Source organism: Bdellovibrio reynosensis, from assembly GCF_022814725.1.
In the GTDB taxonomy this organism is placed as follows: domain Bacteria; phylum Bdellovibrionota; class Bdellovibrionia; order Bdellovibrionales; family Bdellovibrionaceae; genus Bdellovibrio; species Bdellovibrio reynosensis.
In genome coordinates, this window is the sequence record NZ_CP093442.1 from 417,344 (window position 1) to 436,312 (window position 18,969).

The window sequence follows — 18,969 nt, forward strand, 5'->3', positions numbered from 1 at the left end:
AAAGCGCTGAGGAGAAAATTCAAAAAGTTAAAGAAGAATATGAACCTTAGATCCCGGTCCTCTGAATAATTCGTGTATCAACTATTGAGCAGTTCCTAAGGCACCTGAAAAGGTGCCTGCTTCTTTTTACGGTTTCACCGCGTCACAAAAAAAGCATACGAACTTAAAGTCCAAACCGAAGAATTCTTAACACAACACTCGTTGCTAGCACGATTTGGGTTTGGGGTAAGGGCTTAGTTAGCTTGGATACGAAGTGAGCCTTTGTCGGCGCCACGATGGCGCGAACCGCAGCGTAGCTGCGGCGACAACTGAGCCCGGACGGCGTGCTCACGTAGCTAGCCAAGCTAACTAAGCCCTTACCCCAAACCCAAATCCGTCGCTCGCAAGCGACCAGACGCCGTGTTTAGAATTTCCAGAGGGCTCCACCGTTGAGGCCGATCTGCATTTCTTCAGTACCGCTTGATGGATCGAATTTGTAAGAAGAAAGATCAAGGCCGTAGCGCCAGTAGAGTTGGTTAGAGGCTTGCCAGTAGCCTTGGGCTCTTAGGATGTAGGCGGAGGTTACTTTGAAATCTCCTGTTGAGCCTAGTAGGTAGTCGAATTTTACTTCGGTCCAATGCATGAGTGGTTTTAGCCAGCGGTGTGGTTTTTTAAGTAGGAATGCTCCGACTCCGTAGGCTGTGCTGCTGACTCCTTCGGCTTGTAGCATTTGCAATGGGAAGCTTAAGCCCCATGTGGATTCGCTTAAATTGAATCCTGGTTTTGCTCTCCAGTTTAAATGCACTGTTGTGAAATCGATTTTGCCTTCGCCGGATTTTTCTATGACTTGTTGGTCTCTTTCTAGGGAAATTCCAAATCTGAATCTAGACCAATCTGCATTGATCATCAGGAAATTTTCAAACCACCATTGGTATTCGATTTCAGCAAACGCCACAGCTGCTGGAGTTTGATAATGAAGTCCCAGGCTGATGGACATTGGGTGGCCTCTGAAGACGTCATAGCCTACTTGAAATTCGTTGTTATCCGAAGTCACCATTAAGTATCGGCGGCTTTCTGCTCCGGCAGGAATATCGCGAATGGTCCATTGGAATTGGTTTTTCTTTGTGGGTTCTACTTTCGCTGCTGTGTCTTTTTCAACAGGGCGAACTTGCACACCTTCTGGGGTGATTCCGTTGAACGTCAGGCTTGATGAGTAAGTTCTTGAAGCTGACCTAGGTGATAGGAAAGGGCGGCTTTTTTCTCTGGGTAAGTTTCCGCGCACGTAAAACTCTTGGCGCATCGGGATGTCGCCTTCGCCTTTTAGATACAGGACGGGGCGGTCCTTAGGCAAGGCTATTTGCCAATCTGTTTCGCTTAATTTTTTAACTTTGGTTTCATCAACCGGTTCTGCGCCTGTTGCTGTAAGGATGATCTTTGTGTTGTCTTCTGAAACAACTAGATCTTTAAAGTCGACGTCTTTTTTTCTAGTTTCAACTTCAAGGAAAGCGCCAGTTTGCGTTTGAGCTTTGAACGCGACTGTCTCGCTGCGATCATTTAAATAAATGATTCCTTGATTGCCAACCACTTTACCGTTGATTTCAATTTGTGCGGATCTTTTGGTGGCTGAACGAGATTTTACCACCATCTGTCCTTGCTGCGAACTTAGGTAAAGTTCTTTAGAACACAGGTACAGTCTTGTTTCTTCGCTTTCCTTGTAAATACAAAATACCATGAAGGGGAAGTACTTCATGTCGTTAACAAGGTTGGCTTCAACCCCTTCAACTGTGAAAGTCGCGATTTCAGAGCGAAGATGTTCTTCTTCGGCTTTCTTTTGACCTTGAGTGATTTTTAATTCTTTTTTAGTGGCGATCGCATTGAAAATGGCTTTTCCAGAATTGTTTTTAATCGCTAGTTCGCCATCTTTAATCAAGCCCGCTGGCCAAGTGAAGTGAATACGGAAAGTGCCTTCTTTATCGCCCGATGGCTCAATTTGAAAAGTCACTTGCGTAGTATCAATCAGAATGTCACCGACTTTAAGGCGATCGTCATCGATCAACGTATATTCAAAACGTTGCGGTAGTACCTGCAAATTGTTTTTATCTGCTTGAAAATACAAAGGCTTCAATTTGCTAGAACCTTTACCTTGCGCCAAAACTTGCGCTGAACACAGAATCGCAACCAATGAAATCAGTAATTTAATCACGGCAAAATCTCCCGATTGATTTCATCAGCGGATTTGTGCGCCATGATCGCGCGAATCACTGATAATGATGTCGTCATTTTAGAAAGAAAGTCTTCATTGTGGGTGATCACTACGCGATGAGGGTGACCTTCCCAAGCTTTAGCAATCTTATCATTCAAATCCCACGCTTCTTGAAAAGTTTCAGTGCGAATGGAGTTTGTTGTGTCGTAAAAATCTTCGGCGGCGGTGTCTAGATGAATAACCCAGTCATATCTTGCAAGCTCGGCATCCCTATTACTTTGGATGTTTTTAAAAAAATGCTCTTCGCTATCTGGCCAGTAGGCGATTGCATCTAATGATCCACGGTCGCAAACGATCAAAGGTTTTTGGCTAGTTTCGCATATCAAGTGTTCAAGTTCTTTTTGCGTAAAATAGATGGCACGTTGGGCGCAAATCAGACCCAGATCACCTTTGCTGCGTGGGAAACCTCCGCGATACAAAATACTGGCAGCTTCTGGAACAAGCGCGCATTTTTGGCCAAGTTCTTTTTTCAGAGCTTCAATAAGAGTGGTTTTTCCGCCCGAAGGACCGCCAGTAATTGCTATTTTTACGTAGGATTTCATAGCAATAGGATCACTAATTAGAGGAAAAGGGTCAAAGTAAAAAGTTACAGGATATAACGCAGAAGGAAGGCGATATTATAAATCAGCCGCGCAAAAAGCCCCGGGGTTTTTACTTCTTGTTCAGAAATGACTTTCGATTCTGCGATATCAAGCTGCCACTGGTTCAGCATGCTTTGTAAGCTTTCGGCATCGTCAAGGACCACTTCAACTTCAAGATCATGCAAAATACTGCGGTGATTAAGGTTGAAGGAGCCAATCAGCACTTTGTCGTCAATGATCATTGTCTTCGCATGCAGGATGGTTTTTTGATACTCATAAATCTTAATTCGACGTTGCAGTAAAAAGCGCACGATATAAAAAGCCGCCCACTTCACCATGGGCACATCAGATTTGCCAGGAATCACAATTTCTACCTGAATTCCTTTGCGAGCCGCCTTTAAAAGGGCACGCATCAGTGACCCCTTCGGTAGAAAATACGCAGTCGTAATAAGCACGCGGCTTTTTGCTGATGAAATTCGAATTAACAAGTCCCGATACAGGCGTCGGCGCATGCGTTGGGTGTTATTTAAACGCAATAACTTTTCGTAGGGCTCAGAGCGATTCTTCCAACGTCCCACCCAATTTAAAATGCCGTGGATGAAGGTGCGCAAATAAGAAATTTGAAAAGCTTGAACCAACTGTTGCACCGGAGGCCCTTCGACCCAAACTCCGGTATCGCGCCAAGCTTTTGTGCCGACGATGCTTGCGCAATGATTTTGGATGAAGTTAAAGCTGCCCAAATAAACGCGCTTCTGATCGATGATGGCGATTTTGCGATGGGTGCGGCGATTCAAACGTCTGAATAGAAGTGAGCCCTGGATGGCTTTTCCTGAAAAAGTTTTTTTAATAGCCGCGAGCGGATAGGGAAGCGGATGAAATACACGAAATTCAATCCCCATTTCCGAACATAATCTGCTAAGTTGTGGGATGTAAGTGTAAGAGCCAAAACCATCGACGATGATCTTAACTGAACAACTGCGCTCTCGGGCGCTTTTAAGTTCGGCTAAAAGGGTCATCGTTAAAGTGTCGACAGCAAAGATATAAGACTCAATTGTGATAGAACTTGAAGCGCTACGGATATCCTCTATGAGGCTTTCAAAGAACTCATCACCTGAATAAAATATGTGGCTTCGACTCCATGACTCCATATGTCGATTGTTATTTAAGTTATTAAAAAAGTCGACAGCAAAGCTTTGAGGAGGGCAAACTGACTTTATGACTATGTGCAAGCTATCGAACTTCAAAAAATTTGCGGTAAGTGTCTGCCTTATTCTCGCTTCGTGCGGAGCGACATGGGCCCAGGCAGCGTTACCTTCTAGAACGACAACAGTGATTTTCTTCGGCCAACAAAAAGCGGAAGACTTCGATACAAAAGTGAAACCCGTTTTTGCTGATTTCGTACGTCCCTGCAAATCCTGCGAGATCGTAAACTACACGCCTTATACAAAAGATGGCCACGTAGATATGGAAGCCTTGCAAGAAAGAATTCAAAGCCTTCCGGAAAACACCAGCTTTATCTTTTTTGATTTTAATTTGAAAGCTAACGATCAAACAAAAGAGCTGATTGAAACTTTAAACAAAAAAGTCGCAGCAGGCCTTTTAGTGGTCGGCAGTGCGGGGGCTCCAAAATCTTTAGAGTCATCAAGTCCCCTAAGCAGAACAGTTCTTGGGAAAGTAAATGGTGCCTTAATCATCGGCGAACTGGCAGAACGTGATCGTTTGATGCCAACAGGGTTCTACGGACCAGAAATGTTAACAGCACTTCGTCCACCGAAAGATATGATGGGCCAAGGTTACTCGCCATTGATGTTTGCTGCTGAACTTGCTGAAAACTGGCAAAAGCGCACTCCAACAGAATGGTCTGATCATTTCCGCACCAAAAAACTAAAATCTCGTAAAATTTGGTTGGATCTTAACGATCTATTCTAATTGCCGAAACTAACGGCCCGGATACATCTCGATACGATCGTGGTATTCGGGCGGAATTTTCTCAAAGAGCAGTCGGCGGGCTTCGCCATCAGAATAGCGGCTGCTTGCGTGAATAAAGACAATCTTTTCACTCTCAATTTCGTGCAATCTTGGAATCACTTCATCAATATGGATATGGCCCCATTGACGGGCTTGTTCGATGGTTTTGCGATCATCAAGATAAGTTGATTCCATAATCAAGATTTTTGATTTTCGAACCCAATCTCTAGAATCTAAAAACTCAATTTGTGTGTCACCGGTGAAACTAACGACCGGAGTATGAATGATATCGTTAATATCAATTCCTTGGCGTCGCAAGTTGATGATTTCATCGCGTTCTAATCCCAGGTATTCTTTTTTTAACTTTTTATGAACCTCAAACACCGTATAACCATAAGATTCAATTCGGTGAGTGGTCGGAAACACCTTCACATAGGTTTGCGGATTCAATTCAATCACGTAATCCGCAGCCACAGGAATGAATTCATAGGTATAGGTATGACCTTCAATCTGCTCCCAAAGTTTCATAATTTTATCCATCGGTTCAACCAAGGAACCTGGCATATAAAACTTAGGACCTTCTTGGGAGTTCATCGCTTTTTGCGAGATGATATACGGAATGCCTGCCGCATGGTCTAAGTGACCATGGGTGATAAAATATTTTTTTAAATGAAGAAGATATGGATAACCTTGGGCCACATCAAAGGCCAAAGAAAGGTCGGGCATGGTTATTCCAGTACGAATTCCCGACAGCGATAAGCCGTAGAATTTATACTTGTCGTAACTCCAACTTTCTCCAGCCTGGATTGCCATATTTTATCTTACATGCAACGTGCAACTAGATCGTGACCGATCCATGCCACCGGAGCTTTGGGTTTCCAAGAGTCATGCAACATCACATAGCCGCAGGATTTAAAGACCACTTCACTTAATGGGAACGTGATCAAATGTTTATCGTCCTTATGCAGGCTATAAAGATGCTCAGAAGCATTCAACATGTTTTCCATCTGGTCTAAACGCGAATGCTGAGGCCACTGTTCAAACTTGCAGAAGTCTTTCACCAAAGGGCTTGTCATATAGTCATCAGTGAATTTCAAAATCTGATCGAAAGAAACTTCGTCTTTTAACAGTTTTTTGCATTCAGCAAAAACCTGGTCCGCGTGGTTTTTGTCGCCAGTGTCTTTTTGCATCGCAAGTAATAAAGGATACAAAGAAACTTCCACACCTTGGAACACACCAGATGAGTTCGTAAGAATCTCTGGGCAGTTGTAAACGCAGCAGTTGATACCTTGAGCAAAGAAATCTTCAGAGATTTTCTCTAAAGCCATTTTCGCCCAGCCCTGGAAATAAGGCGTGTAGGTTTGCCATTTGTATTGGCCATTAATAAGTATTTCAGTGCCATGGTATCCGTAAGCAGAGTAAGAGACATGGTTGCCACCAGCTTCAATCTTTTTACGAAGCGGAGCAGAAATTTCAATCAAGTGGCGGAAGGTTTCAGCAGTCACTTCAATAAAGTTTTTCAAACATAATTGGCCAATGTCTGAATCCATCAACGCTTGGGAAGGAATGTGTCTGTCGCCAGCACCTTTGAAAGTTCTATTTAAAAGTGGCATTAAAACTTTCGCGCGGGGAACACCACCAGCCATCAAGTGCGCAAACTGAACGTTAGCACCAGCAGGAATCACTTTTTCCAATTCTTTTACGAATTGTTCAGTGTTCATTTTAAAGCGGGCGATTCCAGCTTTGCGGGATTCTTCAATCGAAGTCCAATCAAGTTTGGCCTTATCCCATTCGCTCATTTTAACTTCTTTTAAAACTTCGTCAGGCGAAACACCTTTAGAATCTTTATCCATATCAAAGCCCGCTTCAAGCGGCACATTGATAAATGGTTGAGGAATGTTTGCAGATTCTTCCGCAGTCAAAGGGCGAAGAGTGCCGTCTTTTTCACGGCGGCCCACGGTTGCGCGCACGATGGTCATGCCACGGCGCTCAGCTTCTTCAACTAAGCCGTTTGCGTATCCACGAGAAAAAAGTTCGCCGAATAACACAAGAACGTCGCCTTTTTTGTAGGGACTCAAAGCAGGTTTTTCACGAAGAGGGAAGAGTTGCGTCATAATATACACCTCACAATTTAAGACACACATAGTGTGCTAGGCTGCAGGGGCGGTCAAGTTTTTGACTCCCATTGGCTCGGTGGGTAATGTAACCTAATTCTGTTGCTGCATTTGGAGGATCGATGCGTGTTGTGAGTATGGTGCCATCATGGACTGAAACCCTATTAAGGGCGGGAGTCGAAGTTGTTGGACGCACGCGTTTTTGCATTCATCCTCCTAAAATGATCACTAATATTCCTATTGTGGGTGGCACAAAGGATGTGTCGTGGGAATTAGTAGCCGATCTTAAGCCTGATTTAGTGTTGTTGGATGAAGAGGAAAATCCATTAGATATGGCAGAAAACTGCCCTGTTCCTTACTTAGCCACCCACGTGTCGTCATTAGAAACATTGCAAAAAGAATTAGTGCGTTTAGGCGAGCATTTCGAAAGTCCCCTGTTGATGGAGTGGGCCGTGGATGCTTTAGATGTTTTAGAAGCTCCGACGGCGGCTTGGGACTTTCAGAAAATTCCAGGGTTCATGGAATGGGTGAAAACTCCTTCGCAAAAAGAATATGAAAATGTCGTGTATTTAATCTGGAAAAAGCCTTGGATGACGGTGAGTCAGCAAACTTACATTGGCTCTGTATTACAGAAGTTGGGGGCTAAGATGGTTGAATTTCCCATCGATGAAAAATACCCCGTGATTGATATTGAAGATTATGAAAAATCGTTTCTGTTATTTTCTTCAGAGCCCTATCCATTTCAAAAAAAGATAAATGACCTGAAAGCACTGAATGTGGAAGGAGCTATTGTAAATGGCGAATCCTATTCTTGGTTTGGGATTCGCAGTTTGGAATTTATGCGGGATACATTGTTCCCTAAATCTTAAAGGCTTACGAATAAAGTTTGCAGTCTTAGCAACAAAGTTTTTTCTTTCAACTGCACATCATTGGTGTACATCAGCTCTGTTTCTACATAAGAAGCCCCCGCAGTGAAGCCATCTTTTTTAAACACAAATGAAACATCCGCAGAATGCCCAATGCGATTGGTGTCTGATCCTGCTGCATTAAAATAAGCTACAGCAGCTTCGGGTTGAACTTGGAAGTAACTTCCACCAAGAACAATATCCGTATTCGGATTCATATGAATTTCGCCAGCAAGATTCACCCGGAAGGCAGCATTTAAATCAGCCGGAGCTTTTTGATTTAACAGATATTCACCGCCAAGTGCTAAGTCTAAAGAATCTAAAACAGGGAATTTAACCTCGGTCGATGCTTCGACGCCTTCATATTTATAAATGAACTCATACTCTTTATCAGAAATCTTTTTAATATCGTTACCAAGTTTTGCCGAAGCTTGCGCCACGGCGGAAGGAAGATTTGAGTAAACGAAATAGCCCAACGAAGTTTTCCAATACAAATTCTTTTCCAGTTCCCAAATAAATTTTGCCGCAGCTGAATTTAATGCTGGAGTACTTTCTAACTCTTTCGTATTCGTGCTTAATGTTGACGATGTTGGAATCGCAGTTTCTGCATCAATACTAGTTTTTAGTTTTCCTACCGCCCAGTTTCCTTCGATGCGTGCGGCAGGGAATGCAATAGGGTCGACAAGAAGGCTTGAATGCATGTATTTCTGATTAAGAGCGCCGCCGGATATTTTCATTTCTAAATAGGGCTCATAGTGGGCTGCCGCTTGCACAAGGCTGATCTTGTTTTCAGGTTGGTAGGCGCCCACCATCGAATTCGTCTGGCCTGATTGCATGCGCAGAGCCGGCTGAATATCTAACTGCAGATTTTTGCTAAGATCGTATTTGGCTTTAATGTCTGTTCTAATGTCGACCACTTTGGATTGACTGGTTTCATCTTGGTAAGAGGAGCCAGAAAGTCTAAAACGCCATTCCGCGGAAAAACGTTTTTCCTTTTTCGCAGCAGGTGTCACTGAGGAATTTACATTCTGACCTTGAGCGTGGGCCCAGCCAGAAATTATCAAAATGAGACAAGCTGTTGAAATTACAGATTTCATGGTTACCTCTCAACACAAAATAAATACAAGTTCCGTGCTGAAGAAGTGATGCTTAAGTTGCAACTAATAGAACTTGATACGCGGTCCAATGTAGAACTGTTTACCCTGGGACAAAACACGGCACCGCTTTGGGAATTATTACCTTGCCGTTAGGTAAGTTCCTGTAAATGCAGGCAACCTGGTAAATTAGCGTCTTATGAAAAAATGGCTCCTCGTTTTAAGTATTATTTCATTCAATGCAAGCGCCGCAGACCTGTGTTTTAAAAGTGAAAACAATCCGCGCACCGGTGAAGTCTTTCAAACGCAAGCGGACTATGATGATGAGCTTTCTTTGTGGAATCAAAAGCATCCCGGAATGCCCAATCCATTTTCTTTGATGAAAGCCTATAGTCTTTATTCCAGCGAAAAAGATTTGGCGAATAAACTAAAAAAGAAATCCGATAAACTGGCTCACTGCTATGTGGGTTGCCGAATTTCCCAGGAAATCAGCAAGCGCACCGCTGATTATGTCGGCTGGTACAAAGAAGAAAAAGATCTTAAAGATTGTCACCACGGAACTCGGTTTGACGAACAAGATTATATCGCCACTGTCCGTGGCGCTGACTTAGGTGAAACTCAGCAAGACGCCAAGGGCTGCCTAGATTCGTGCACCCAAATTTATTCCCGATAAAACCCGCTGAGTGGAATTGCGATTCTTGCCGATTTCAGCGCGAATTTCTTCTTTGATGTGGGCGATGTTGTCCTGCTTTTTCTTAATACGTTCTAAAAGCACGACCAGGTCTTCGGGGTTATGAATAACTTGAACGATCATTCCTGAAGAATAGTTTTTCTTTTGATAATACAAAGCTTCGCGGTTGTTCTGGTGGTGAGGTCCGACCATCACTGGTAAACCCGCAGCCAAGGCTTCCATCACGCTGTGCACTTGTTTTTTAAACGAGCCGCCAATAAAGGCAATATCCGCCCAGGTGTAAAGCTCTGCTAAAATGCCCACTTGATCGATTATCAAGACTGATCCCGCAGGCCAGATCTGAGCTTGCGAATAGCGAACAAAACGCAAGCCTGCGTCTTTAAGCTGTTGTTCTAAGCTTTCAAGATGCTTTGGCGTTGTTTCATGGGGCGCTAAAATAATTTGAATATGGACGTTTTTAAGTTTTGCTAAACCAGGAATCAGTACGGCTTCGTCTTCGGGCCAAGTTGAACCCGCAATAAAAACAAAATCCTCAGGCCCAGGCATTAACTCGCTTTTCAGTACGCGGGGGTTTTCCAGGCGGTGAAACACTTGATCAAATCGCGTGTCGCCACTGGCGATGACGGGGACTTTCAAGTTTAACTTCTGCAAGTTCAGAACGTCTTCTTGGGATACGCAGTGAATTTGTGAAAGCTGATTTAGCGCATAAGTAGTAAGGTAACGAGTCAGTCCACCCAAGCGGCTTGAGTTATCTGCAAATGTCGCTGAAAACAAGATGCAGGGAAGATCATTTTTCTTCGCTTCACTTGCTAAAACAGGCCACACATCCGTGCGCGCAAATAGCAGCATGCGCGGATTCCATTTTTTTATGAAGGCTTTTATTGAAAACGAAAATTCCCAAGGTTGGGCTGCCCAGACGTCGATTTCTTGAATGTTGTTCAAAATCTTTTTAGCTGACGGGGATGAATAGCTCACAAGAATCGGAATGTCGGGATATTGCTTTTTTAATTCACGAATTAAAGGGCGAGCATATTCGATTTCCCCACTGGCAGCATGGATCCAAATGGGACGAACGGAATTGATTTCCTTTTCACTGTTAGCTTTTTTAAGTTTGTAAAAGCCATGGTTTTTATCAACGGTCAGTTCCTTTAGTTTATTGTTCAAGATCGGGCGTAACGCCTGACCCAAAATAAAAGTGAAAGGAACTAAAAGATACTTATAAAGAAAGAAAACAAAGCTGCTCATCGACGACCTAATAACATTCTAAGTTCAGCGGCCACATGAAGGGGAGTGATATCCACCAGGCACTGATGAAATTTGGTTTTATTCACACAAGGGCCCTGACCATGTTTGCTGCAAGGACGGCACGGAAGCATTATTTCCATCACCTTAGTAGTCGGGCGCGAAGGAAAACCAAAGGGAGCCGGTCCCATCAACGCGATGGTTTTTTGCCCCAGTTGTTCAGCCACGTGTAACAACCCAGTATCATTACTTACTAACGCCGCCGAATGTGCAACGACGCTGGAACTGACTTGCAATGAACACTTCCCAGCCAAGTTTAAAACTCGATCAGGGGCGACGTCGCGGATGTCTTCAATGAAGGAATCTTCCGGTCCACCTAACAGCACGAACTTTTGATTTGGGAAAAGCATTATAAGCTCTTTCCAATATTCTTTAGGCCAACGTTTTAAAAAGAAGGCAGCGGAAGGGGCTAACGCAATAGCGCCGGCATAAGAGCCAAGAACGTCCAACGCTTTTTTGTGACTTTCTTCGCTAGGAAAAATTTGTGGGGAAGGCGGAGCCAATCTTGGTACGCCCCATTGTTCTAACGGCTCTAAAAGATCGCGCTGGCCATTAAAAGGCATCTCGAATTTATTAATGCGAAATCTAAAAAGCAAAAATCTTTTCCAACGGCGAATCGAACGGCGAATAAATTGAGGACCGACACCAATAACACCCATTGGGCGCAAGATCATACCAATAATGCGCGATCGGCTGTTGTTATGGGCATCATAAATGTGGGTGAAGTTTTCTTTGCGCATTTCAAAGCAAAGTTGAATCAGACCGCGCACACCGTTTTTTCTATCAAACTCCCAGATCTTATCAATGGCAGGATGATTTTGCAGCAAGGGTGCCATGTCTTTGCGCGTGACCCAATGAATTTCCGCCTTGGGATAGGTTTGCTTAAGCGCTGCAGGAACGCTCAAAGTCTGCACCACATCTCCAAAACTGGAAAAGCGAATGATTAAAAATTTAGCATTTTTAGTCTCATTTTGAGTCATCCCTAAATCCTACCAAAGACGGCCAAAAAGGTCACTTGTTTAAAAGTTTTTAAAAGCAGAGTTCATAAAGTGGCCGCCGTCTGGGCACAGGCTTTGATCTATACCCAAGGTAAGGAGACCTATGCCTTTTTTTGGTCACTCCATTTTTGGGGCCCTTTTACTGCTTTTATTTCCAATTCTCGCGTCTGCGCAGGTGCAGACCGAAATGAAACTATTTTCAGATTCCTTTATCAGTCCTGCCTTTGAAGCTACGCAAAAAACTAATTACCAATTTATCGGTGCACAACTTAAAACGGACCCTTTCGAAGAGGGGACTTTAAAAATGGATATTTCCGGCGGCGTGGCCGTAGGTGCTCCGCTTTTGAATTATTTGAACATCTCTGAGTTTTATGTGCAGAATCGCCAGAATGAAAATGAATCCTTTATCTTAGGCCGAAAACGAATTTTGTGGAACGAACTTGATGCCCGTTGGGATTTGGGTGTGTGGGAACCGTTATTTAAGTGGAACCCATTGTCGCCAGAGCGCCAAGGATTAAGTGGAATTTTTTGGCAAATGGATAAGCCTTATTACACGATGGTGTTATTTGCCTCGCCGTTTTATTTGCCAGATCAGGGGCCTAGTTTTGAAATAGAAAATGGCAGTTTCGTAAAAGGAAATCCTTGGTTCCGCAGACCCCCAGAAAGCATTCGTATTTGGAGTGAGGCCACTGCTATTGATTATAAATTTGAAAAGCCCAATGAAGCCCAGGTTGTGATGCAAAATTCTTTCGGGATGAAATTAAGCTTCGGTGATCCGCAAAGCTTCCGTGGGCAGCTAAGTTACACTTACAAGCCTGCCAATCAGTTGGCGATTGGTTATCAAGGTAATCTTGATGTCGCTCAACTTAAAGGTGTCGTGGATTTACAACCCCAAGTTTTTTATCACTCGCTTGCGGGTGCTGATGTAACATACAAAATCAACCAGTGGCGTGTGGGGTTGAGTGGAATATTAGATAGACCTAACAAAGATGAGATCTTTGAAGAACAGTGGACCCATCCTGTTTTCGAAGAAGCTTTGTTGATCAGTCCTTTTATTGAGTGGAATAACGGTCGCTACGGAATCAACTTCCAACAATTAGATATTTATGGTGGAGACATCAAAGAAGAAGGGGAGCTTGCCAATCCAGGCCGAGCCTCTTTAATGACCCGTTACCCTTATAAACAGGCTCAACAAGTGGCCTTTTTAACAAATTATAACTTTTCAAAAAGTCGCCGATTGATGGGTAAAATCAGTTACACCCATTCACAAAAAAATAAGTTTGATCTTATACGTTTAAGCACTCGTTTGCGTTTGTCGGCGATGTGGTCCTTTATCGGCGAAATGCAAATGGTGAAAGCTGATTCCATGACGGCAGAAAATCAAAGTGAAATTTCCCAATTTGTGAACAACGATCGTTTCATGGTAGGGGCCGCTTATGTCTTTTAAAAAAATCGTAAGTAGGGCCTTAGCTTGCGGCATCGCTTTAAGCTCTGTCGGATGCAGCGAGTTTTTAAATGGCAAAAAGACAGAACCCGAAGTTATCGAATTTTCGGACACGCGTTTTAAATGCTTGCAGGCCATTCCAGCCCAGCTAAAGCTTTATTCTATTGGTGAAGCGCAAGCAGAAGAAGTCAAACAGGGCTTTAATTGTATGAGTGAGGCCCTAAGATATTTTAATAAGCGGACTTTCGGTTCCATTGATGGCGGTTATACCGTTGAAGAAATGCGTCGTTTCTTTGGCAAATATTTTTTAAAACAAAACAACGTCACCCCGGAATTTGCAGCCGAGTTAATGAAAATTAAAAGAGCCCTGTTAGGGGGCTCTACGGCCTATATCACTAAAGATGAAATCACGCGTTTGATTGATATTTTAAATGCAGTCCGTGACGAGGCTGTGACGTTGGCTCCGCACATGAAGGTCATTCTTTTGATTTCAAAAAAAGGTGAACTGCCATGGGAAACTATTTCGTCGGCCACCGAACAGCTGCGTCTAAGCTTACAAAAGCTTTTAGAAAAAACCCAGATTGCAAAGTCAGACTATAGTTTTGATGACGCTAAAAGGGCCTTAGCCGGGTTTGGCGAATTCATTCGCGGTGAAGAACCCTTTGCCCCGTATGAACGCTACAGCAACTGGGTGGGCGTTGTAGAAGCTGTGAAGAATGTTCTGATGGGACAGCAAGCTCAATTCACGGGGCTTTATCAGTGGAACGATAGCCTTAACACATTGATTTCACTTTACGAGATGGCTTTAAAGTACCACTACTCTTTAAGTGATTTAAAGTTTGATAACAAAGAAAAGCTTTCTCAGGCCTCGCAGTTTATGGAGCAAGGTCTTCACCTTTTAGGCAATGCCCATCAAATGAAAACCAAAGGACTTATTCCCGTAGCGGACATTGATAATCTGATTGATCAGGCCTTGCCACGAATCACCAAGCAGATTCGCACAAAGTCGATCAAGAAAACCTACCGTGCCGTTTTAATGAAGATTTTAGATCCTGAGCGAAAAATGGATTCTAGATCCGTATTGGGTTTAGAAAAAAAGCATCTTGCCTCTTTACAGCGCGAATTCAATATCTGGCGTTTACAGCAAGAGTTTATAGATGGCCTTGGTGATGATAAAAATATTTTTCTGACTCAAGCTCAATTGGTTTCTGCTTTTGAAAGTTTCGATAAAAACAAAAGTGTCGATGCTGCGGCCCGCGATGATGCCTTTGAACAAAGTGCTTTGCTCGCTGCGTGGCAAGATGTGGGTGAGCTTTATAAGTCTTCAATGACTGTGAGCTTCACAGCAGAAGGAAAGCTTGCCATTGCTAAAGCTGCGGCTATCCGCCATACGTGGGCTTCGTTGACTAAGGGTAACATCATGCGTGCTTTGTCTCGTCTTCTTCTTTTGGGATACGGGGAAAGTCGTCAAGAACGCATGAGCAAAGTGGGCATGAATGAAACTGGTTTAGTGGGTTGGTATGCCGATTTTCTAGAATTGGGATTGGATGCAGGAGCCTTTGATCCTCGCTCGGCGAATTCGGGGACGCGCAGCTTTTTAGAGGCGAATTTTTTCACGTTCAGTGGCGATGGCAACGCCTTGATGGATCAAAAAGAATCCTTTGAATTTGTTAGTACTTTATTCGCGGCAGGTCTTGCTTCATCAGAAGGTTTGCAAAGTGAATCTTTAGCAGCTCATTGTGCAGTCGCAGAGTTGGATGTATTCGGTAAGCCGTACTTACAAGAGGAATGTTTTAAACAAAACCTTAAAAATAATTTTGCCAAGTACTTTGCAAATTTACCTGGAATGGTCCGTTATATTGCGGATTTAAATCAAGCGCGATGGGAAGAATTCTATCGCCACCTTGCGGTGGCTTCGGCGGCTCCGAATCAGAAAGTCGGTTTTGTTGAAACAGCCAACATACGCACGATGGTGACAATTCTTCATTACATAGAAGCAGTAGTGGTCATTTTCGATAAAGATGGGAACACGAAACTTTCTTTAGAAGAAGTTTATGACGCTTCCCCTCGATTTACGCCGTTCTTTAAAACAATTAAAAAAATCACGAATCAAACGCTTTTAGAAGAGGGCTTTGCGTACCTTGTTTTTAAAGGGACGATTCCAGGAGCGGCGGATTTAACAGGTTTTCAACTGCAGAAGCTGTGGGGCATTAAGGATGCAGAACGCATGGAAATTGTGCGTTTATTTGGAACTTTGAAGGATGAATTGAACAAGCCAAAAAATTAAGATAAGGTCCAAAAATGACCTTAAAATGGCTTGTTTTGATTATCTTAAGTTTCAGCAGCATAGCCTTTGCTTCTATTGAAGATGAAGTGCCCGTGGTCGTCCGCGAACCTGCAAGCCTTGAAGAGGCCAAAGCCATTCGTCCTGAAGCCTCGGGGCGCGTTGATCATTTGATTGATAACAAAACCCTTAAGGCCATCAGTCATTTCAGTGACTGGTATATCGGGGAAGTGATTGCCGTGCAGTCGCAAACCCCTGGGGTGGGTATCGTTGGATTTGTTGAAGTCACTGGGATTGAAATAAAATCAGATGGCACCTACATCATCACTTGTGATCTTTTAAGACAGTCTCGCTTAAACTTTATTCAAGTGGGCGATCAAATCATGCACTTGGATTTAAGTTCTGAAAATCCAAAGTACAAAGGGACCACCGATCTTTTAATCAAAGAACAAGGTAAAAATATTTCTTCTAAGTATAAACCTCTGTTCACTCAAGGTGTTGCTGCCGGTGAAACGGCGGAAACTTTGTGGGAAGGTGAATATCTTGTTACTTGGTACGGTCAGGTCAATTACGGCCTTAAAAAATGGTTAACCATCAATACTGTGGTCCCCGCTGATTTATTGGGTGCTGCCAATGGCAGTGTGAAGTTTCAATTGTATGAATCCTATTCGAATGTTTTTGCTGCGGGTTTAAATTTTACGAAAATTCCTAATCAAACGAATTCAACCCTGAATTTAAATATTCACTGGGATTCGTATTCCTCGGAAAGCGTTGTTTCACATACGTTTTTATCCATCGCCCTTTTTAGTTTTGAAGAAGCCGAAGATGCCACGGCCATCAAATCGTTAGGTACAAGTTCTTTGCAATCAGGCAGCGAATTCATTTTAGACAACTGGGATCGCATCTTAGTGGGACCGAGTTATAATTTCGAGAAAAAAGCCGTCGGGGGATTTTTAACTTATCTCAAAATTTGGGATAAGTTCCACTTAAGCTTTTCTGCCAACTCCACAGATATTACCTCTTTAAAGTTGTCACCGGTGGACGGGTATTACTTCTTGTTTGATGCTTACTGGAGATTCTAATGAGTCGCTTTTTTGTTTCAACGCCACTGGGGTTTGAAGAGCGAACTCTGGCAGATCTAAAAGCTATCTGGCCCCATCTTCTGGGGAAGGATGCAAAACCCCACGGTCTTCCCTGTACTGAAGTGCAAGTTCTTGAAGGGGGTCTTGAATTTGAAGCTGATCTTTTCATCGGATTGCAGCTTAATTTTTTCTTAAAGACAGCCAACAGAGTTTTATTGCGGATGGCATCTTTCAAGGCCCGGGATCTGCCGAAATTCTATCAGAAATTCAAATCTCTTCCGTGGTTAGAATATCTGGCTTCAGCAAATGTAGAATGGGAAGTCGCTGCGAAAACCAGCCGCCTTAATAACGAAAAACGTCTGCAAGAAAGTGCTGAACAGGCCTTAACGGAAATCTTTGCGAATATAAAACCGTCTGCACAACCTTGTGGCAGCATCTTTATCAGAATGGAAGACGATGTCTGCACCATCAGCTTAGATACGACCGGCGAACATTTGCACAAGCGGGGGTGGACTGTTCTTAAGGGTGAAGCCCCTTTGCGGGAAACCATCGCTAGCTTTTTAATCAAAGAGCTGGTTGACGGGGATACGGATCTTTCAGAGGTCACATTGTTTGATCCAATGATGGGGGCTGGAACCTTTTTAACCGAGGCCCGTTCTTTAGCTGCGGGACAATTCGTAAGACCTTTTGCCTTTCAAAAATGGAAAAAAGCGCCGAAGCTTTTTTTATCGAATAGTTTTGCGTTCAATTATTCTTTGCCGCCAGCCAAAACTTTTAAAAAGTTCATTGGAAAAGACATCAATTCTGAAATGCTTGAAGTGGTAGAAAAAAATTTTCAGGAAGTTGAAAGGCAGATTTCCTTGGTGCAAAAGAAGGCGTTTTCTAAAGCTGATCTTGATGTGTCCCAAGGGGACTCTTTAATGGGGCCAAGTTTAGCAGCAGAAAACCTGTGGATGATTGTGAATCCTCCCTACGGAGAACGCCTTCCCACAGCCTCAGGAGAGGGGCTTAAGGGTCTTGCCCATGAGCTGTGCAGTCGCTATACCCCCCGCAGGATAGGCCTGCTTTATCCAGACAAAGAAAAGGTTCAGCCGGTGCCACAAGGCTACCGCCGCCTTAAAGAGATTAAAATCAACAATGGCGGCATTCGCTGTCTGTATACAGTTTTGACACGCCTTTAGAATTTTCAGGAATTAGTCAGAAATCCGTGACTAGGCGTCTTCCCTCTAGAAACTTACCGAGTTTCAAGTTAGATTCCTGGTCCATGAAAACATCATCTCTTTTAGCAGCATTATTTCTTGGTTCCTCACTCTTAACCTCCGCTTGTACGCCTGCAGATAAGGCTGTCACTGAAAAAGATCTGCGCTTAAAAATCCAGGCGCAGAATGATAGAAAAGCTAAAAAGAAATCTAAAGATGGTGGCCGATCTAATTCCTCTAGCGGGGCAAGAATTGGCTTCTTTTCATTGTCTTCGCTCATTCTAGATAAAGAGGTAGAGTCGGTTGAACTTTATCGCTTGGCGGCGGAAATTGATAAAGGCGATAAATCCAATGCACGTATCAAAGACCGCCAAGAAAAAGATGGGACTGTTTCGCTGGTGATTTCTCTTGATAACGCAGAAGTTAATTATACAACGACCCAAGGTTCTTTTAAGACGTCACAAAAAAAGACGTACAATGTTTTATCGACAGCTGATGAGTTGACCGTAACTGCTGCGAATATAAAACAATCTTTTGATAAAACGAATTCAGAAAAAGGCAAAACTTACGCAAACCTTGGTGAAGAAAATTATAAAATTTCAGCGAAAGAAAAATCGGATTCTGTTTTAGAGATCACTTTGACGACAAAAAGCAAAGTGCAAATTTCTAAAGAAGGTCAAAAAGCTTTTGAAAATTTCAATCTTGTGGTTGTGACCGAAGTTGATAAAGAAAGTTTGGCGACGGAAAATGTAAAAGTCTTGAAAAGTTCAGGCACATTAACTCGTGTTAAAGACGATGGCAGTTTAGTTGACGTGAAAGTAGAAGGAACAAATCATCTTCTAAAAATGGTCGGTTTGTGTAACTCGCTGATAGGGTCTTCTAAGATCGTAACGGGTAAAGGGAGAGAATTAAAATCTACTGAAACCACAGTTGAAGTTTTGAATTCCAGCTTTAAAACAAGCCTTGGTGAATGCCAAAAGCGCCCTACGGTGGATCTAAGTAAACTTCTTTTGTTCTAAGCTTCATTACAGCTTTAGACTTAAAAAAAAAGCCGCGTTTCCCGCG

At 43.2% G+C, this 18,969-nt stretch carries 16 protein-coding genes; 8 read left to right on the plus strand and 8 right to left on the minus strand.

The window, feature by feature from the left end; all coding sequences use genetic code 11:
• Positions 1-403: 403 nt before the first annotated feature.
• Genes MNR06_RS01880 through MNR06_RS01890 form a run of 3 tightly spaced genes read right to left on the minus strand, consistent with a single transcriptional unit; the run spans position 404 to position 3,971 of the window.
• Entirely contained in the window at positions 404-2,182 is a 1,779-nt protein-coding gene (locus MNR06_RS01880; RefSeq protein ID WP_243538306.1) for a hypothetical protein, read from the minus strand.
• Positions 2,179-2,784: an ATP/GTP-binding protein gene (locus MNR06_RS01885; protein WP_243538307.1), complete on the minus strand. Its 606-nt coding sequence runs from the start codon at positions 2,782-2,784 to the stop codon at positions 2,179-2,181. The genes MNR06_RS01880 and MNR06_RS01885 overlap by 4 nt, the downstream gene beginning before the upstream one ends.
• A 44-nt stretch (positions 2,785-2,828) precedes the next feature.
• Positions 2,829-3,971 carry a phospholipase D-like domain-containing protein gene (locus tag MNR06_RS01890; protein WP_243538308.1) on the minus strand — a complete coding sequence of 381 codons (1,143 nt, stop codon included), beginning with the start codon at positions 3,969-3,971 and terminating at the stop codon, positions 2,829-2,831.
• 67 nt (positions 3,972-4,038) lie between these two features.
• Between MNR06_RS01890 and MNR06_RS01895 the strand changes: the two genes are divergently transcribed.
• Positions 4,039-4,752 carry a hypothetical protein gene (locus MNR06_RS01895; RefSeq protein ID WP_243538309.1) on the plus strand — a complete coding sequence of 238 codons (714 nt, stop codon included), beginning with the start codon at positions 4,039-4,041 and terminating at the stop codon, positions 4,750-4,752.
• A 9-nt stretch (positions 4,753-4,761) separates the two neighbouring features.
• On the opposite strand, the gene MNR06_RS01900 is transcribed toward MNR06_RS01895, so the two are convergent.
• Together MNR06_RS01900 and MNR06_RS01905 are read right to left on the minus strand one after the other, a co-directional pair.
• Positions 4,762-5,604: an MBL fold metallo-hydrolase gene (locus tag MNR06_RS01900; RefSeq protein ID WP_243538310.1), complete on the minus strand. Its 843-nt coding sequence runs from the start codon at positions 5,602-5,604 to the stop codon at positions 4,762-4,764.
• 8 nt (positions 5,605-5,612) lie between these two features.
• Positions 5,613-6,905: an enoyl ACP reductase FabMG family protein gene (locus MNR06_RS01905; protein ID WP_243538311.1), complete on the minus strand. Its 1,293-nt coding sequence runs from the start codon at positions 6,903-6,905 to the stop codon at positions 5,613-5,615.
• A gap of 122 nt (positions 6,906-7,027) precedes the next feature.
• Between MNR06_RS01905 and MNR06_RS01910 the strand changes: the two genes are divergently transcribed.
• Complete coding sequence (locus tag MNR06_RS01910) at positions 7,028-7,774, plus strand: helical backbone metal receptor (RefSeq protein ID WP_243538312.1); 747 nt, start codon at positions 7,028-7,030, stop codon at positions 7,772-7,774.
• Here MNR06_RS01910 and MNR06_RS01915 read toward each other — a convergent pair.
• Positions 7,771-8,907, minus strand: coding sequence for a hypothetical protein (locus MNR06_RS01915; protein ID WP_243538313.1), 1,137 nt, complete (start codon positions 8,905-8,907; stop codon positions 7,771-7,773). The two genes, MNR06_RS01910 and MNR06_RS01915, sit on opposite strands and share 4 nt — an antisense overlap.
• A gap of 196 nt (positions 8,908-9,103) precedes the next feature.
• Between MNR06_RS01915 and MNR06_RS01920 the strand changes: the two genes are divergently transcribed.
• Positions 9,104-9,577, plus strand: a complete 474-nt coding sequence (locus MNR06_RS01920; protein WP_243538314.1) for a hypothetical protein — start codon at positions 9,104-9,106, stop codon at positions 9,575-9,577.
• On the opposite strand, the gene MNR06_RS01925 is transcribed toward MNR06_RS01920, so the two are convergent.
• The gene (locus MNR06_RS01925) at positions 9,545-10,840 is read right to left on the minus strand and encodes a 3-deoxy-D-manno-octulosonic acid transferase (RefSeq protein WP_243538315.1); all 1,296 of its coding nucleotides are present in this window, start codon (positions 10,838-10,840) and stop codon (positions 9,545-9,547) included. The two genes, MNR06_RS01920 and MNR06_RS01925, sit on opposite strands and share 33 nt — an antisense overlap.
• Positions 10,837-11,877, minus strand: a complete 1,041-nt coding sequence (locus MNR06_RS01930; RefSeq protein WP_243538316.1) for a glycosyltransferase family 9 protein — start codon at positions 11,875-11,877, stop codon at positions 10,837-10,839. The genes MNR06_RS01925 and MNR06_RS01930 overlap by 4 nt, the downstream gene beginning before the upstream one ends.
• A 205-nt stretch (positions 11,878-12,082) precedes the next feature.
• Between MNR06_RS01930 and MNR06_RS01935 the strand changes: the two genes are divergently transcribed.
• From MNR06_RS01935 to MNR06_RS01955, 5 genes are all read left to right on the plus strand, one after another.
• Positions 12,083-13,342: a hypothetical protein gene (locus MNR06_RS01935; RefSeq protein ID WP_243538317.1), complete on the plus strand. Its 1,260-nt coding sequence runs from the start codon at positions 12,083-12,085 to the stop codon at positions 13,340-13,342.
• On the plus strand, positions 13,332-15,626 hold the full coding sequence (locus tag MNR06_RS01940) for a hypothetical protein (protein ID WP_243538318.1): 2,295 nt from the start codon (positions 13,332-13,334) through the stop codon (positions 15,624-15,626). The genes MNR06_RS01935 and MNR06_RS01940 overlap by 11 nt, the downstream gene beginning before the upstream one ends.
• Before the next feature lie 14 nt (positions 15,627-15,640).
• The gene (locus tag MNR06_RS01945) at positions 15,641-16,705 is read left to right on the plus strand and encodes a hypothetical protein (protein ID WP_243538319.1); all 1,065 of its coding nucleotides are present in this window, start codon (positions 15,641-15,643) and stop codon (positions 16,703-16,705) included.
• Positions 16,705-17,886 (plus strand): RNA methyltransferase, encoded by a 1,182-nt coding sequence (locus tag MNR06_RS01950; protein ID WP_243538320.1) that lies wholly within the window; start codon positions 16,705-16,707, stop codon positions 17,884-17,886. The genes MNR06_RS01945 and MNR06_RS01950 overlap by 1 nt, the downstream gene beginning before the upstream one ends.
• A gap of 83 nt (positions 17,887-17,969) precedes the next feature.
• On the plus strand, positions 17,970-18,923 hold the full coding sequence (locus MNR06_RS01955) for a hypothetical protein (RefSeq protein ID WP_243538321.1): 954 nt from the start codon (positions 17,970-17,972) through the stop codon (positions 18,921-18,923).
• Positions 18,924-18,969: the final 46 nt, after the last annotated feature.

Bases quoted from the DNA above. Each gene is read 5' to 3' on its own strand.
- MNR06_RS01910 (WP_243538312.1), top strand. From the start codon at position 7,028: ATGCGTGTTGTGAGTATGGTGCCATCATGGACTGAAACCCTATTAAGG.
- MNR06_RS01905 (WP_243538311.1), bottom strand. From the start codon at position 6,905: ATGACGCAACTCTTCCCTCTTCGTGAAAAACCTGCTTTGAGTCCCTAC.
- MNR06_RS01935 (WP_243538317.1), top strand. From the start codon at position 12,083: ATGAAACTATTTTCAGATTCCTTTATCAGTCCTGCCTTTGAAGCTACG.
- MNR06_RS01950 (WP_243538320.1), top strand. From the start codon at position 16,705: ATGAGTCGCTTTTTTGTTTCAACGCCACTGGGGTTTGAAGAGCGAACT.
- MNR06_RS01915 (WP_243538313.1), bottom strand. From the start codon at position 8,907: ATGAAATCTGTAATTTCAACAGCTTGTCTCATTTTGATAATTTCTGGC.
- MNR06_RS01925 (WP_243538315.1), bottom strand. From the start codon at position 10,840: ATGAGCAGCTTTGTTTTCTTTCTTTATAAGTATCTTTTAGTTCCTTTC.
- MNR06_RS01895 (WP_243538309.1), top strand. From the start codon at position 4,039: ATGACTATGTGCAAGCTATCGAACTTCAAAAAATTTGCGGTAAGTGTC.
- MNR06_RS01890 (WP_243538308.1), bottom strand. From the start codon at position 3,971: ATGGAGTCATGGAGTCGAAGCCACATATTTTATTCAGGTGATGAGTTC.
- MNR06_RS01920 (WP_243538314.1), top strand. From the start codon at position 9,104: ATGAAAAAATGGCTCCTCGTTTTAAGTATTATTTCATTCAATGCAAGC.
- MNR06_RS01885 (WP_243538307.1), bottom strand. From the start codon at position 2,784: ATGAAATCCTACGTAAAAATAGCAATTACTGGCGGTCCTTCGGGCGGA.
- MNR06_RS01940 (WP_243538318.1), top strand. From the start codon at position 13,332: ATGTCTTTTAAAAAAATCGTAAGTAGGGCCTTAGCTTGCGGCATCGCT.
- MNR06_RS01900 (WP_243538310.1), bottom strand. From the start codon at position 5,604: ATGGCAATCCAGGCTGGAGAAAGTTGGAGTTACGACAAGTATAAATTC.
- MNR06_RS01955 (WP_243538321.1), top strand. From the start codon at position 17,970: ATGAAAACATCATCTCTTTTAGCAGCATTATTTCTTGGTTCCTCACTC.
- MNR06_RS01945 (WP_243538319.1), top strand. From the start codon at position 15,641: ATGACCTTAAAATGGCTTGTTTTGATTATCTTAAGTTTCAGCAGCATA.
- MNR06_RS01930 (WP_243538316.1), bottom strand. From the start codon at position 11,877: ATGACTCAAAATGAGACTAAAAATGCTAAATTTTTAATCATTCGCTTT.